General features: G+C 62.8%; 14 protein-coding genes. 9 read left to right on the top strand and 5 right to left on the bottom strand.

All coding sequences use genetic code 11. From position 1 onward, the window contains the following. Positions 1–6 precede the first annotated feature (6 nt). The 4 genes from H1Q64_RS33250 to gmhA all read left to right on the top strand — a co-directional run bounded on the left by H1Q64_RS33250 (position 7) and on the right by gmhA (position 4143). Positions 7–612 (top strand): class I SAM-dependent methyltransferase, encoded by a 606-nt coding sequence (locus tag H1Q64_RS33250; RefSeq protein ID WP_237908234.1) that lies wholly within the window; start codon positions 7–9, stop codon positions 610–612. Between the two features lie 70 nt (positions 613–682). Further along, positions 683–1930 (top strand): glycosyltransferase family 4 protein, encoded by a 1248-nt coding sequence (locus H1Q64_RS33245; RefSeq protein WP_237908233.1) that lies wholly within the window; start codon positions 683–685, stop codon positions 1928–1930. Beyond that, positions 1927–3480 (top strand): class I SAM-dependent methyltransferase, encoded by a 1554-nt coding sequence (locus H1Q64_RS33240; RefSeq protein ID WP_237908232.1) that lies wholly within the window; start codon positions 1927–1929, stop codon positions 3478–3480. The genes H1Q64_RS33245 and H1Q64_RS33240 overlap by 4 nt, the downstream gene beginning before the upstream one ends. A gap of 87 nt (positions 3481–3567) precedes the next feature. Then, the gene (gene gmhA, locus H1Q64_RS33235; protein WP_237908231.1) at positions 3568–4143 is read left to right on the top strand and encodes a D-sedoheptulose 7-phosphate isomerase; all 576 of its coding nucleotides are present in this window, start codon (positions 3568–3570) and stop codon (positions 4141–4143) included. Between the two features lie 146 nt (positions 4144–4289). Here the strand turns inward: gmhA and H1Q64_RS33230 are convergent, their stop codons facing one another. Next, positions 4290–5072, bottom strand: coding sequence for a class I SAM-dependent methyltransferase (locus H1Q64_RS33230; protein WP_237908230.1), 783 nt, complete (start codon positions 5070–5072; stop codon positions 4290–4292). Between the two features lie 140 nt (positions 5073–5212). Next, entirely contained in the window at positions 5213–5575 is a 363-nt protein-coding gene (locus H1Q64_RS33225) for an EamA family transporter (protein ID WP_237908229.1), read from the bottom strand. Between the two features lie 104 nt (positions 5576–5679). On the opposite strand from H1Q64_RS33225, the gene H1Q64_RS33220 reads away from it, so the two are divergent. The 5 genes from H1Q64_RS33220 to H1Q64_RS33200 are packed head-to-tail and all read left to right on the top strand — an operon-like array spanning position 5680 to position 9608. Then, positions 5680–6384 carry a WbqC family protein gene (locus H1Q64_RS33220; RefSeq protein WP_237908228.1) on the top strand — a complete coding sequence of 235 codons (705 nt, stop codon included), beginning with the start codon at positions 5680–5682 and terminating at the stop codon, positions 6382–6384. Beyond that, positions 6381–7352, top strand: a complete 972-nt coding sequence (locus tag H1Q64_RS33215) for a glycosyltransferase family 2 protein (protein WP_237908227.1) — start codon at positions 6381–6383, stop codon at positions 7350–7352. Before H1Q64_RS33220 ends, H1Q64_RS33215 begins: the two co-directional genes overlap by 4 nt. Further along, positions 7349–7987: a class I SAM-dependent methyltransferase gene (locus H1Q64_RS33210; protein WP_237908226.1), complete on the top strand. Its 639-nt coding sequence runs from the start codon at positions 7349–7351 to the stop codon at positions 7985–7987. The genes H1Q64_RS33215 and H1Q64_RS33210 overlap by 4 nt, the downstream gene beginning before the upstream one ends. Further along, positions 7984–8646 carry an acetyltransferase gene (locus H1Q64_RS33205; RefSeq protein WP_237908225.1) on the top strand — a complete coding sequence of 221 codons (663 nt, stop codon included), beginning with the start codon at positions 7984–7986 and terminating at the stop codon, positions 8644–8646. Before H1Q64_RS33210 ends, H1Q64_RS33205 begins: the two co-directional genes overlap by 4 nt. A 17-nt stretch (positions 8647–8663) precedes the next feature. After that, complete coding sequence (locus H1Q64_RS33200; protein WP_237908224.1) at positions 8664–9608, top strand: hypothetical protein; 945 nt, start codon at positions 8664–8666, stop codon at positions 9606–9608. A gap of 28 nt (positions 9609–9636) precedes the next feature. On the opposite strand, the gene H1Q64_RS33195 is transcribed toward H1Q64_RS33200, so the two are convergent. The 3 genes from H1Q64_RS33195 to H1Q64_RS33185 all read right to left on the bottom strand — a co-directional run bounded on the left by H1Q64_RS33195 (position 9637) and on the right by H1Q64_RS33185 (position 14101). Next, on the bottom strand, positions 9637–11220 hold the full coding sequence (locus H1Q64_RS33195) for a hypothetical protein (RefSeq protein ID WP_237908223.1): 1584 nt from the start codon (positions 11218–11220) through the stop codon (positions 9637–9639). A gap of 119 nt (positions 11221–11339) precedes the next feature. Next, positions 11340–12476, bottom strand: a complete 1137-nt coding sequence (gene rffA / locus H1Q64_RS33190; protein WP_237908222.1) for a dTDP-4-amino-4,6-dideoxygalactose transaminase — start codon at positions 12474–12476, stop codon at positions 11340–11342. Positions 12477–12961: 485 nt separating this feature from the next. Next, the gene (locus H1Q64_RS33185) at positions 12962–14101 is read right to left on the bottom strand and encodes an NAD(P)/FAD-dependent oxidoreductase (protein WP_237908221.1); all 1140 of its coding nucleotides are present in this window, start codon (positions 14099–14101) and stop codon (positions 12962–12964) included. Positions 14102–14401 lie beyond the last annotated feature (300 nt).

The raw sequence follows: 14401 nt of genomic DNA, 5'->3' as shown, positions 1-14401 counted from the left end.
AGGCCGATGCTCAAGACCGTGCTCAATGTCGGATGCGGTCAGCGCGCCATTTCCATCCTCGGCAGCTCCCTGCCGACGGATGGGTGGCGGGAGCTGCGTCTCGACATCGACCCGAAGGTCGACCCGGACATCATCGCTTCGATAACGGACATGGTTCCGGTGCCCGACGGGTCGGTGGATGCCGTCTGGTCGTCGCACAATCTGGAGCATCTCGACCCGCACGACGTGCCGGTGGCGCTGCGGGAGTTCCTGCGCGTCCTGACGCCGGGTGGCACGCTCTTCTTGAGCGTGCCCGACCTGCAGGCGGTGGCGAAGCTGGTGGCTGAGGATCGGCTGGACGAGCCGCTCTATGACTCCAGGAACGGCCCGATCCGGCCGTTGGACGTCGTGTACGGCTATGGTCCGGCCCTGGCCATGGGAAACCGCTTCATGGCCCACCGCACCGGCTTCACCCCGAACCTGCTCGGGCGCCTGTTGCAGGAGGCGGGTTTCGAACCGGTGGCGATCTGGCGGCGGGCCGAGGCGTACGAATTGCAGGTCAAGGCTTTCCGTCCACCCGCGCCGGCGGACGCGCTGAAGGAGCTTGGCCTCGTCCCGCCGTCCGCCGGCTGAGGCTCGGGCACCATGCTCATCCTGGCCCGCAGCGGATGGCGGGCCTTCTTTGCGGAATCGGCGGCACGCGATGAACTATCTCTTCGTCCACCAGAACTTTTCGGGCCAATACCAGCACATCGTGCAGCATCTGGCAGCCCAGCCGGGCAACCGGGTGGTTTTCATCTCGCACGACAGCCCAGCCCAGATTCCCGGCGTGGAGCGCGCGGTCTACCAGCCCTTCCGGACGGCGAAGCCGACGACGCACCATTACATCCAGGAACTGGAACTGGCGGTCGTCTATGGACAGAGCGTCCATGAGGTCTGCCGCCGCCTGAAGGCCGAAGGCTTCCGCCCCGACATCATGATCGGGCACAACGGCTGGGGCGAGACGCTGTATATGAAGGACGTCTGGCCGGACGTTCCTCTGCTCGCCTATTTCGAGTTCTTCTATCACCTGCACGGGGCCGACATCGGCTTCGATCCAACGGTGCCGGTCACCGAGAACGACGGCCCACGGGTGCGCACCAAGAACGTCATCAACACGCTGGGCTTCGACGCCGCCGACTGGGGCCAGACCCCGACCGGCTGGCAGTGGTCGCTCTATCCCGACTACATGCGTTCGCGCATCAGCGTGATCCACGAGGGCGTGGACACCACCATCGTCCACCCGGAGCCCGACGCGTGGCTGCGCCTGCCGTCGGGCCTGACGCTGACCCGCAGGGACGAGGTCATCACCTATGTCGCCCGCAACCTGGAGCCTTACCGGGGTTTCCACGTCTTCATGCGCGCCCTGCCGGAGATCCTGAAGCGGCGGCCCAAGGCCCATGTGCTGATCGTCGGCGGCGACGAGGTCAGCTATGGACAGGTGTCCGGTGACGGGAGGAGCTACCGTGACATCCTGATGGCCGAGATCGGGTCGGGTATCGACCGGAGCCGCGTGCATTTCCTGGGCAAGATCCCCTACGGCACCTATTTGTCGGTGCTCCGCGTCTCGTCTGCCCACGTCTACCTGACCTATCCCTTCGTTCTGTCCTGGTCCTTCCTGGAGGCCATGGCGTCGGGCTGTCTGCTGATCGGCTCCGCCACCATCCCGGTTGAGGAGGTGCTGCGCGACCGGCAGAACGGCCTGCTGGTGGACTTCTTCGACGGGGCGGCCTTGGCCGACCGGGTCGACGAGGTGTTCGAGCATCCCGACCGTATGCAGACCCTGCGCGACCGGGCGCGGCGGACGGTGGTCGAGAATTACGATCTCCGCACCGTCACCCTGCCCCGTCATCTCGCTCTGATCGACGATCTGATCGCCGGACGGAACCCCGCGGAAAGGACCCCGACATGAGCGCGTGGAGCGACGGCTACAACGCCGACATCGCCTACACCCATGGTGCCTATCGCGAGCTGACGCCCGGTTACCTGTCCTACGTCTGCCTGCTGAACGGCATCCGGCCGCCGCGCACCGACCGGGCCTTCCGCTATTGCGAGCTGGGCTGCGGCCAGGGGATGACCCTGAACATCCTGGCGGCGACCCACCCCCACGGGCGTTTCACCGGCATCGACTTCAACCCGCTGCACGTCGCCGGGGCGCGCCGGCTGGCCGAAGAGGCGGGGCTGTCCAACGTCACCTTTCTGGAGCGGAGCTTCCAGGAGGTGGCCGCCGGAGCGCTGCCGGCGGACGAGGCCGGCGAGGGTTTCGACGTCATCGTCCTGCACGGCGTCTACAGTTGGGTCAGCCCGGAGAACCGCCGGGCGGTGGTGGACATTCTGGAGAAGGCGCTGAAGCCCGGCGGGCTGGTCTTCGTCAGCTACAACGCCATGCCCGGTTGGGCGCCGCTGCTTCCCCTGCAGAAACTGATGTTGGCGCACGCGGCGGCCAACCCGGCCCGCAGCGACCGGCAGCTCGACGCGGCGCTCGGCTTCATCGGCCGGTTGAGCGAGGGCGGGGCCGGCTATTTCGCCGCCAACGCCACCCCCGGGCAGCATCTCGAAACGATCGCGAAGCAGGATCGCCACTATCTGACGCACGAGTATCTGAACACCCATTGGGAGCCTCTGGGCCATGCCCAGGTGGCGCAGGACATGGCACGAGCGAAGCTGGGCTACGCCTGCTCCGCCAACATCCCGCACAATTTCGACGAGTTGTCGGTCCGTCCGGAACTGCGGGCCATCCTGGCGGAGATCGCCGACCCGACGCTGGCGGAGACGGTGCGCGACTTCGCCATGAATCAGGTGTTCCGCCGCGACATCTTCGTCCGCGGCCTGGACCGGCTGCCCGCCGCGGAAGCCACCGCGGAACTCCAGCGGCTTCGTTTCACCCTGACGGTCCCGCGCGAGAGCGCCGGGCTGGCGGTTCCGGTTCCGCTGGGCGAACTGCGCCACGATCCGGGGCTCGGCCTGCCAATCCTCGACGCGCTTGCCACGGGCACGCCGAGCCTCGGCGAGATCGCGGCGCTGCCGACCATGGCGCGGCACGATTTCGGCACGATCTCCCGCTTTGTGGCGCTCCTGATTTCCGCCAACCAAGTCCATCCCCTGGTGGAACCTGCGGAGGAAGGCCATCAGGCGGCCGGACGGTTGAACCGCGCGATCGGTCGGCGCATGCTGGTCGACGAAAACCTGTTCTTCCTGGCGGCGCCCACGATCGGGCTGGGCATCGGGGCCGACTCTCTGGAGCGTCTCGTCCTGGCTGGTCTTCTGGCCGGGCAGCCGGTGGATATCCAGCCCCTCAGCGGCTTCGTGATGGACGCGCTGCGCACGCTTGGGCGCACGATCTTCGCCGAGGATGGTTCACCCATCTCCGACCCGGACGTCATGCGCCCGCTGGTCGCCGCGAAGCTGGCCGATTTCCTGCCGCAGAAGCTGCCAGTGTGGCAGCGGCTCGGCATCCTGTGATGGAAGGCGGGGCGCCGGAAAGGGCTGTGGCGCCCATCGGCGCCCCGTCGTATGGTTCGTCCGTTTTCCAAACCCCAGGACTTGAAGATGAGCCATTCCGCCGCCGACCGCGTCCGCGAAGCCCTGCTTGAGACGTCCCGGAACTTTGCGGCCTTCGCCCAGCAGGCCGAGCAGATCGACGCCGCCGCCGGGCTGATGATCGACGGGCTGAAGGGTGGCGGCAAGGTGCTGTTCTGCGGCAACGGCGGATCCGCCGCCGATTCCCAGCATCTCGCGGCAGAGCTGACGGGCCGCTATCTGCGGGACCGCGCGCCACTGGCGGCAGTGTCCCTGACGGTGGACACCTCCGCCCTGACGGCCATCGCCAACGACTATTCCTACGACGAGGTGTTCGCCCGGCAGGTTCGCGGCCTGGGGCGGGCCGGCGACGTGCTGGTCGGCATCTCGACCAGCGGGAACAGCCGCAACGTGGTGGCCGCCCTGGAAGCCGCACGCGCGCTCGGCATGCGCACCGTCGGCCTGACCGGCGCCGCCGGCGGGCGGATGAAGGAGCTGTGCGACGTCTGCCTGTGCGTCCCGTCCACCGACACCCCGCGCATCCAGGAAATGCACATCGCCGCCGGCCACATGCTGTGCGAGTTGGTCGAGAACGCCTTCGTCTGACGAAGGCCCCCTACCCAGGAGCGGCTCCTCCTCGACTCAGTGAACGCCGTAACCCTCAGCGCCATGGCCGCAACGGGCACCGATTACCGACAGCCAGCAGCAACCTGCATGCAGTTGCCGGGAAACCCGGCACGGTTCAGTCCACTTCAGGCCGTTTTCCGGGCTATCACGACACGACTGCCGCCAACCGGCCAACAAGCACCGCGGAGCGTCAATCCAACCTCCAGGTCCGTGACGGCACCAAGGATACGATTCAATGCGGGAGCTATGGCGAATTCGGCCGTGTGGGCAGCGCGTTGCGACGAGCGGCGGCCAGACGCCAGACGCGAGGTCATCAGCAATGGCAATAGCAAAGACAAGAAGGACGTAGACTGAAGGATCTCAAAACCGGCCTTGCGGACTTTGGCGTCGAGTTCGCCACGGCGATACCGCCGTACATGATGCGCCGCCGCATCCGTTTCGCTCCACAAAAAGGGATGCTGAGGCACGGTTAGAAGCAAACCGCCACCGGGCACCAACGCCGCCCCCAGTTCGGTCAGCACGGCCTCATCTTCTTCGATGTGCTCGATCACATCGAATGCGCCCACCAGTTCAAAGGCGCTACGCAGAGGAATGCGCCGCGCGTCCATCTGCATGAATTCCGCTCCCGGTTCCAGGCGCTCGCGAGCGTTGATCAACCCGGAAGGATGCAGCTCACTGCCAACCAGACGGGTCCAGCGGCGCAGCCGGGCCACCTCCGCCAACACGGCACCATTACCGCAGCCAACCTCCAGATAGGAGCGCGCCTGCGGAAAATGCCGGTTGATCAGGCCGGTGAGAAGACGGTTTCGGGTGCGGAACCAGAAATGCCTTTGCTCCACCTCCTTGAGCGCAGCGAAAGCGGACGGATCAATGCCGGACACGGTGTCTGCCAGATCCCGGGCGAACATTGGAATACCGTCAACCCTGGATACATCGCTGCCGCACGCCGGGCAGCACCAGCCGGTGGGCCAGAGCGCCTTATCGACCTCGACCGTATCGCCAGCACCGCAGGTTGGGCACAACCGAAGCCCCGTCGCCAAGGACGGCATTACTGAAACACCGCGGTGAGAGCCACGCCCGCAACGATAAGAGCGAGACCGACCATCTGGGGCCAACTGATGACCTCGCCCAAGAACAGGGCGGCACCACAAGGCACCAGGACGAAGCTCAAGGCCATGAACGGATAGGCATACACGATCGGCAGGGACCGCACGGCGAGCAGCCAGCACAGCGCGGCCATCCCAGCCCCTGCGAAACCCGTTATCACCAGCGGATCGAGCAACATGCGCAGGAGATAAGAACCGGCGCCTTCGCTCACATCGCTTGCCAGAACGCCCGCGCGGGCCTTAATGATCAACTGGCCATAAACCGTGAAGAGCAGAGTTCCGGCAAGGAACAAATATTTCAACATGGAATGCACAACCCAACCAAGCGGCCACCCCGCCCCGTCATAGGCATACCACCAGCTCTCGGCGGACCGCCAGCCCCACGACGCATCAGCCGACCGGACCCTTCATGAACGTCTCGATCATCCAGTCCTGTTACATTCCCTGGAAGGGCTTCTTCGATCTGATCGGCCGAACCGACGTCCACGTCATTCTGGATGGCGCGCAATATGTCAAGCGGCACTGGCACAACCGCAATCGGATCATGACGACTGACGGCCCGATCTGGCTTACCATTCCGGTGGCGACGAAGGCGCGTTTCGAACAGTCAATTGAGGAGGTCCGCTTTGCTGAGCCTTGGGCGGAAAAGCATTGGCGCGCGATCGAACTTGCCTACCGGCGCGCGCCCTTCTTCGCCGATGAAGCTCCGGCGTTGCGGACGCTGTACGAGCAGGCCGACCGCCTGTCCACGCTGACCGAGGTGAACGAACTGTTCCTTGTCGGATTGTTGAAACGGCTTGGCATCACCACCCGCGTGGTGCGGGACCGGAACTTCGAACCCGAAGGGAAGCGTGGAGACCGGCTGCTGGACATCTGCCGCAAGGCGGGCGCCACCCGCTATCTGTCCGGCCCGTCGGCACGCGATTATCTTGACGAGGCGCCGTTCACGGCGGCAGGAATCTCCGTCGATTGGATGAGCTATGGTCCCTATCCGCCTTATCCCCAGCGGGGGCCGGCTTTCGACCATGCCGTTTCCGTAATCGACGTGCTGTTCGCGGTCGGGCCCGATGCGCCGGCCTATTGCCAGTCCTTTGCCAAGGTTCACGGTCCGTGAAGATATCCTTCGTCACGACGATCTATCGCACCGCGGATGACATCGAGCCTTTCGCGGAACGGGCGGCGGAGGCGGCCCGACGGCTCGGTTTCGACCATGAAGTGGTCTTCGTCAACGACGGCTCTCCCGACAATGGGGCGGCCGTCGCCGTGGCGCTTGCCGAACGGGACCCCAGCGTCGTCGTCGTGGACTTGTCCCGCAACTTTGGCCAGCATAAGGCATTATGGACCGGGCTGGGCATCGCAACCGGCGATCTCGTCATGATGATGGACGGCGACCTGGAGGAGGACCCGCTGTGGGCGGTGGACTTTCATCAAGCCATGGTCAGGGAGCGGGCGGATGTCGTCTACGGCGTTCAGGTTCGGCCCAAGGGCAACCCGCTTTATCAGATGTGCCGCAACGCGTTCTACAGCCTGCTCGGCTTCCTCAGCGACCTTGATTTTCCGCGCGATGTGACAACGGCCCGATTGATGTCACGGCGGTACATCGACGCGCTTCTGACGTTCGATGAGCGGGAAATCTTTCTGGTTGGAGTCATGCACGTGACCGGCTTCCGACAGGTTCCGCTACCGGTCAGAAAGGAAGCGCTCGCACCGACGAAATACACGCTCCGCAAGCTGCTCCGGTTGTTCCTGATGGCGGTCACCGCGTTTTCCATCGCGCCGCTGATCGGGGTGTTTCTAACGGGGCTCGCAATCAGCGCCGGATCGGTTCTCTTGATCGCCTTCTTGGTCCTGCGGTATTTCATCACCGGAATTGGGGTTCCGGGATGGACCTCGGTGATGATCGGGCTTCTGCTGTTCAGCGGCCTGTCAATGTTCATCAACGGTGTGATTGCCATCTACATCGGGACGATCTTTCTTGAGGTCAAGCGGCGTCCGCGGACCATCATAACGGCGATCCACCGTTCGACGGCGCCACCGAGCACCGTATCCCCTGCCAATGCCCTGGAAGACGCAAGCCCATGAGCCGCCGGCCATTCCTCGACCGAGTTGCAGCCTATTACAGTGACCGCTTGGCGACCCATGGGCCGACCGCCCGCGGCGCGGATTGGCGTGACGAGTGTTCGCAGGAACTTCGCTTCGCCCGGCTGTTGGACCTTGTCGGAACCGACAACCGCGGCAGCATCGCCGAACTGGGCTGCGGATATGGAGCGCTTGCCGCCTTTTTGCGCCGCAACGGCCGACCCAATCCTTACCATGGGGTGGACATCGCCCCCGACATGGTGCGGGCGGCACGCGAGACCCATGGCGGACTGGCTGATGTGGTGTTTGAGGAAAGCGATGCTCCTCCACCGGCCGACTACGTCGTTGCCAGCGGCATCTTCAACGTCCGCTTTGACATTCCCGACCAGGAATGGCTGGGATTCGTTCAGGAGACGGTCGCGGCGATGGCGGCACAGGCACGGCGTGGCATCGCCTTCAACGTCCTGACCGCCCATTCCGACCGCGACCGCATGGACCCGCGCCTCTACTATGCCTCGCCGGCGGAGCTTCTGGACTGGTGCATCCGACGTTTCGGGCGGCACGTCGCCCTGCGGCACGATTACGGGCTTTACGAGTTCACCCTGCTGGTTCGGCACACCCCGGAGGAACGGCCATGAAGCCCATCGTGATCTTCGGGGCCGGCGACATTGCCGAATTGGCAGACTTCTACTTCACGCGCGAGGCCGGTCGGGTAGTCGCCGCCTTTGTTGTCGATGTCGGCTATCTTGATGCGCACACTCGGTTCGGCCGTCCGCTGGTTGCCCTTGATGAGATCTCAGCCCGCTTTCCAGCCGCTTCGCACGACGCTTTTGTCGCGCTTTCCTATCAGTCGATGAACCGGCTCCGCGCCGCCAAATGCACCGCCCTGAAAGAGGCCGGCTATGAGCTGGCGAGTTACATCAGTCCGCGGGCGACCGTCTATACGAAGCGCATCGGGGAAAACGCTTTCATCTTGGAAGACAACACCATCCAGCCCTTTGTGACCATTGGCGACAACGTGACCTTGTGGAGCGGCAACCACATCGGACACCACAGTGTGATCGGATCGAACTGCTTCATCACGTCCCATGTGGTGGTGTCCGGTGGAGTAACGATCGGCGAAAACAGCTTCCTGGGCGTCAACACGACAATTCGGGACCATGTCTCGCTGGGAGCGTTCACCCTCGTGGGAGCAGGAGGGCTGATTACAAAAGACACCGCCGCGGAAAGCGTCCATATGCCCATTGATCATACGGAAGAGCGGCGCGTGAAAAGTACACGCCTGAAATCCATCTGACAGAAGGAGGGCAGGACGTGGCTCTGCTGCTCGGTATCGGGAATGTTTGGCGCCCGCTTGGCCAAGTACAGGCTGCACCAGGAATTGCCCCCTGGGGGATGAGTCACGCCAGCTATCCGACGGTCTTGCCGCTCGATGGCGAACGGGTCCGCGTCTTCTTTTCCACCCGTGACGCGCAGCAACGCTCGTCCATCGCCGCACTTGACCTCGGTCTTGAAGGCGACCGCTTCGAGGTGCTGGGAGCGCCCCGAGGCCCTCTTCTCTCACCAGGACCGCGAGGGGCTTTCGATGCCGACGGTGTGACGGTCGGTTGCGTCCTTCGTCATGACGGCCGAACATACGTCTTTTATCTCGGTTGGACCGTGCTACAGCGAGTGCCGTTCACGAACTTCATTGGTCTTGCCGTCGGCGAGGACGATGGGGCGCTTATCCGGGTTTCGCCCGTTCCCATAGTCGGGCGCAGCCGGGAGAACCCCTTCACCCTTGGATATCCGTGGGTGATCCGCGACGGGATCGGCTGGCGCATGTGGTTCGGTTCGCATTTGGCTTGGGGCGACGCAGGGCTACAGATGACCCACGTGATCAAGGAGGCGCGATCCGTTGACCTGACGACATGGACGCCTGGGGATCGAACGGTCATTGACATCGCGGGGGCCGATGACCCGGACGAGTTCGCCGTTTCCCGCCCTTCGGTGATCCGTGAACCGGATGGAACCCTGTCCATGTGGTACGCGCGGCGGCGGCCGGACTATGCGCTGGGCTTTGCCCGCTCGACCGACGGCGCGACCTGGAAACGGGACGATGCAGCGATCCGCTTCCAGGGTGCTCCTGAACCATGGGAGAGCCGGGAACGAACCTATCCATGCGTTTTCGATCACGCCGGCCACCGCTACATGCTCTACAACGGCAACGGCTATGGCCGCGAAGGGTTCGGGTTGGCGATCCAGGAAGAGCGGCGATGACCGGCTGCACAGCGGGTTTCCCGTTTCGTCATGACCCGCTTTTTGGCGGAGGGGCGTCGCACCCAAAGTCGACCCCCTGGTCGTAGCGGTGAAGTCTCCCCGTTTCAGCTTCCCAAACATACAGTTCTCCTTCGGCGGGAAGACGCCAAAGTTCCCCCTGCGCGGGAGCACACCAGGATGTCGTCATACCGGCGCCATCCCATTTCACATGATGGCGGTCGGCCCGCACAGCGGTGGCAAAATAACGGACCTGTTCGGGCGCAAGCCGCTCTTGAAGCCTTGGGAAGGTGTTCATCAGCGCACCGGTCATGTCCCAAAAGGCCTCGAACCCTTCAACCGCCGTTTCTTGCTTTGGAAGATAGACGACGATAAAGGCGTTCGGCGACGCAGTGTCGGCAATTTTTTCACCAGGGAAGGACGCAAGAAGGGCTTTCTGCCGCTCCCAGGACGTTACCCACTCAGCTAAACGGTACTGCGCCGAAACGCCGAGGATGGCGATCAGTGCGCAGAGGGCCAAGATGGCGGCGTGGCGCCCCAACCGACCCACCGCTCCGAAGGCGCCAAGGACAAGCGCCGGCAGCAGGCTGAACCACACACTGGCTGTGCTCATGGTCCGGGAAAAAACACCGACCGACTCCAACCGATAGCCAGCCAATGCGAACATAATCGCCGAGCCCACCCCGCCCGCTATGACAGCAGTGAGACATGCAAAAATCAGCAACCGGTTGCGGTGTGTTGCGAGACCGTAAGCGATGGCAGCGAACAGAACAGCGAACACCGCCCAAAAGGCTTGAGGGTAGACTACGGCACGGTTCACCTCCTGCGGCAAAAGACGCAGGCTGAGAAAAATCGTGTCGAACCAATTCGGGTTGAATGATCGATTGATGCCAATGCCGAAGGCGTGCAAAACCCGGTTGGCAAACAAAGGGATGGCCTGGAGCGCCAGAAAGCCACCGGTCAATAGCCCAATATGGCGCCATCGCACCGCACCGTAACGAGTACGATCCGCAGCGGCGTTGATTATCAACAGAGGAATGAAGGCGAACCAGAACAGTTCATTGATCAATTGCCCAAGTAAAAACAGCCCGCCTCCTGCATAAAGCCGGTTTCGAAGGGGAGCCTCCGATAAAAGGACAAGCGCAACACCGCAGAAACAGGTGATTGCCAGTTGCCCAACGGTCGGCGTTGGCCAAACGGTCAGGCCCAACGCCCAAGGGAGTGCAAGCCACACGCTGGCGCACAAGGCCATGCTCCAGCGTGCCATGTCCCGATCATCCGAGATGAGCGCGACAAGGCGATGGCCGACGGCGCCGATCGCGACCGCATTCAACGTCACCAGTCCGGCGAGAACAGTGTGCCACGCCACAGGGTTGTCGAAAATCGTACGCCTGAGAAAAGCCGTTCCCGCCCAATACAGAGGCCGGGTAATTTGATTTATGAATTCATCGTATTCCGAGTAATGCAAAGGTCTTAATATATTATACCAGTCATCGTGGTAGAAACCAAGAAATAACGGACGCCAGGAAAGCAAACAAACAAAAACAATAGCAGGCACTACAAAATAAATGGATATGGAGTACAATCTCCTTTTTCCTGATAAATTATCGGCCATTGACTCAACTCCAGATTAAAATGGCACAGGATTCTATCCAGAAATTAACAAGAAGAATTTATTGGAATAGAAATACCCGATTCAATTTCGAATTATCCCTGCCATTTCCTTGAGAGAACTCACAGAATGTCTTCAAGATGCCTGCCGAAGCGCTCGATCACCCGATCGACAGCATCGTTCCCCATTCCTGGATAAAGAGGCAACCTTAGAAGCCGCTGCGCAATGGCATCCGTCACCGCCAGATCGCTTGCCGCACGGCCGAAACGTCGGCCAGCCGGCGCCGTATGCAGCGGGACGTAATGGAACGGGGCAAAAATCTCCTCCAATTGCAACCGACGGATCATCTCCTGCCGGGTCTCACAATCTGGCATCAGAGCGTAATAGAGGTGTGCATTATGAGTGCAGTGGCTTGGAATATTCGGTAAGCCAATGCCCTGCGATCGATAACCATGGAGTGCCTTGTCGTACCGCGTCCAGTATCCCATGCGCTCGTTCTGTATACGGTGTACCTGCTCAAGCTGCCCAAACAAAAACGCGGCGATCAACTCGCCTGGAAGGTAAGAGGAGCCGATATCGACCCAGGTGTACTTATCGACTTGGCCACGGAAAAATTTCTGTCGGTTCGTTCCCTTATCACGGATGATTTCTGCACGCTCATTGTAGGTGGCGTCGCGCAGAAGCAGGGCCCCCCCTTCACCCGCAATGATGTTTTTCGTTTCATGAAAGCTGAAGGCAGCCATATCGCCGATCGAACCCGCCGCCCGTCCATGGTACTTGGAACCGAAAGCATGTGCCGCGTCCTCGATCACAGCGAGGTCGTGTTGGCGGGCAATGGCGCCTATAGCGTCCATTTCGGCGACAACACCGGCATAGTGGACCACGCTGATTGCCCGCGTGCGTGGCGTGATTGCATCGGCGATGAGGGTCTCGTCAAGATTCAGGGTATCCGGCCTGATATCCACGAACACCGGCACCCCACCTCGCAATGCCACCGCACTGGCGGTCGAGACGAAAGTAAAGGACGGCATGATGACCTCATCCCCAGGCCCAATGTCGAGCAGGATGGAGGCCATTTCTAACGCTGCCGTGCAGGAATGCGTCAGAAGGGATGCGTGAACACCTGTGAATTCTTTCAGCCATGCGTGGCATTGTCGAGAGTAGTGCCCATCACCAGCCAACTGCCCGCGCTCAATAGCATTCTTAATATGCTCGATCTCTTTGCCGGCGATGGAAGGAAGGTTAAATGGGATTTTCATCAAGCACGCATTCTTGGATGGGGTCGCAACAGGAGCGTCGCAGACCGGAACGCGTCGGTGCTCCCAACGTTTCTGCAACCCGCACCGCGCATCTCGGTTCCTGTTACACGGCCAACCGGAAGACGTCCATACCAAAGTGTCGGACCGGCAATGCAACCTTTGGGGGGGCAGAATTTCATTTGCTTGCCCCCTGCCCCGCAGCAAAAACGGCTCAAGCCTCGGAATCGCCAGCGGCCACGCGTTTACCAAGCCCGACGAACCACAGCCTTGGGCTATGCCCGGCAGGCGGAACCCACCGTGGACTGGATGCCGTCGAGCGTAATTCCTCACTTACGCTCGACGGTAGGGGCCGCGACGGCCCATACCTGCAAAGGCAAGCGGCCGGACAGCCGTACCCGCCGTTTGAGGGCGAGCGTAAAGCCTGATGGGTCAGGCTTTACGCTCGAAGTTATGAGAACACCGTTTGCGGCCATGCCAACCCTCGATCACGACAAACCTCCCAACCGTTCCGCCACTTCGTTGGCGATGGCGAGGCAGGAGGTCAAGCCCGGGGATTCCATGCCGAACAGATTGACCAGACCCGGCATTCCATGCGTCTCCGGTCCCTGGATCAGGAAATCGGCCTGCGGCTGGCCGCGGTCGCTCAGCTTCGGACGGACGCCGGAATAGGCCGGCACCAGGGCGCCGTCGGGCAGGCCCGGCCAATAACGCCGAACCTCACCGTAGAAGCCGTCGGCCCGTTTCGGGTCCACCCGGTAGTCAGGCCGGTAGTCGAGCCGGTCGTAGCCTGCGGGGTCCAGCCACTCCACGTCCGGGCCGAAACGGGCCTGCCCGGCCAGATCCAGCGTCAGGTGGACACCCAGCCCGCCATCCACCGGCACCGGATAGACCAGCCGCGCGAAGGGTGAGCGCCCCTGCCCCAGCGCGTAGTAATTGCCCTTGGCCAGCACCCGCGGCGGCACACGCTCCGCCGGGAAATCCTCCAGATTGCGGGCCACCCCCCAGGCGCCCAGCCCGGCGGCGTTGACCAGCGTGCCGCAGGCGATGCGCATCGGCTCCGCCCCGCCGACCTCCAGTTCGAAACCGTCCGCGGCGCGATGGGCACGCTCCAGGGGGCTGAGCAAGGCCAGCATCGCGCCCGCCTCCTCCGCATCGCCCCGCAGGGCCAGCATCAGACCGTGGCTGTCGATGATGCCGGTGGACGGCGACAGCAGGGCGCCCACGCAGCGCAGGCCGGGCTCCAGCGTCACGGCCTCGGACGCGGAGAGCGGGACGAGATCCGCCACCCCATTGGCGGCGGCCTGGGCGCGGATGGCCTCCAGGCGGGGCAACTGAGCCTCCTCGGTGGCGACGATCAGTTTGCCGATGCGCTTGTGCTCCACACCATGCGCCGCGCAGTAGGCGTAGAGCGCGTCCCGCCCGGCCACGCACAGACGCGCCCGCAGGCTGCCCGTGGGGTAGTAGATGCCCGCGTGGATGACCTCGGAGTTGCGCGAGCTGGTGCCGGTGCCGATGGTGTCCGCCGCCTCCAGAATCACCACCTCCCGCCCGGCGCGGGCCAGCCGGCGGGCCACCGCCAGCCCGATCACCCCTGCCCCGACCACCACGCAGTCCACCCGCTCCATCGTCCCTCTCCGGTCTTTCCAAAGGGCTGATCCCAAGGATCGATCAGGTCCAAAAGGCCGCGAAAGCATCCGGTCGCGCAAGAGGAATGGGCACGGCGCGTCCAGACGGACCACTCCCCTTCAGCCCACTGCCCCCCGCAAGTAACGTCCGGACGGATAGGGTCAGCCCAAGAAAGATCACCCGCCAAGACATTGTTGTCACCCGCGTTAAGCCCCACAGGAAAATCAAATACCCAGCACGATAACTTAAGCGCTAAAGCCTTAATTTATTTATTTACACTAATTATTTAGTTTATATCC

The sequence above is a fragment of the Azospirillum brasilense genome, assembly GCF_022023855.1.
GTDB classification, from domain to species: Bacteria; Pseudomonadota; Alphaproteobacteria; order Azospirillales; family Azospirillaceae; genus Azospirillum; species Azospirillum brasilense_F.
This window is presented reverse-complemented; position numbering and strand designations above follow the sequence as displayed.

Coding starts and splice junctions, on each gene's coding strand:
- gmhA (WP_237908231.1), top strand. CDS start 3,568: ATGAGCCATTCCGCCGCCGACCGCGTCCGCGAAGCCCTGCTTGAGACG.
- H1Q64_RS33195 (WP_237908223.1), bottom strand. CDS start 11,220: ATGGCCGATAATTTATCAGGAAAAAGGAGATTGTACTCCATATCCATT.
- H1Q64_RS33210 (WP_237908226.1), top strand. CDS start 7,349: ATGAGCCGCCGGCCATTCCTCGACCGAGTTGCAGCCTATTACAGTGAC.
- H1Q64_RS33225 (WP_237908229.1), bottom strand. CDS start 5,575: ATGTTGAAATATTTGTTCCTTGCCGGAACTCTGCTCTTCACGGTTTAT.
- H1Q64_RS33230 (WP_237908230.1), bottom strand. CDS start 5,072: ATGTTCGCCCGGGATCTGGCAGACACCGTGTCCGGCATTGATCCGTCC.
- H1Q64_RS33185 (WP_237908221.1), bottom strand. CDS start 14,101: ATGGAGCGGGTGGACTGCGTGGTGGTCGGGGCAGGGGTGATCGGGCTG.
- rffA (WP_237908222.1), bottom strand. CDS start 12,476: ATGAAAATCCCATTTAACCTTCCTTCCATCGCCGGCAAAGAGATCGAG.
- H1Q64_RS33250 (WP_237908234.1), top strand. CDS start 7: ATGCTCAAGACCGTGCTCAATGTCGGATGCGGTCAGCGCGCCATTTCC.
- H1Q64_RS33245 (WP_237908233.1), top strand. CDS start 683: ATGAACTATCTCTTCGTCCACCAGAACTTTTCGGGCCAATACCAGCAC.
- H1Q64_RS33220 (WP_237908228.1), top strand. CDS start 5,680: ATGAACGTCTCGATCATCCAGTCCTGTTACATTCCCTGGAAGGGCTTC.
- H1Q64_RS33205 (WP_237908225.1), top strand. CDS start 7,984: ATGAAGCCCATCGTGATCTTCGGGGCCGGCGACATTGCCGAATTGGCA.
- H1Q64_RS33240 (WP_237908232.1), top strand. CDS start 1,927: ATGAGCGCGTGGAGCGACGGCTACAACGCCGACATCGCCTACACCCAT.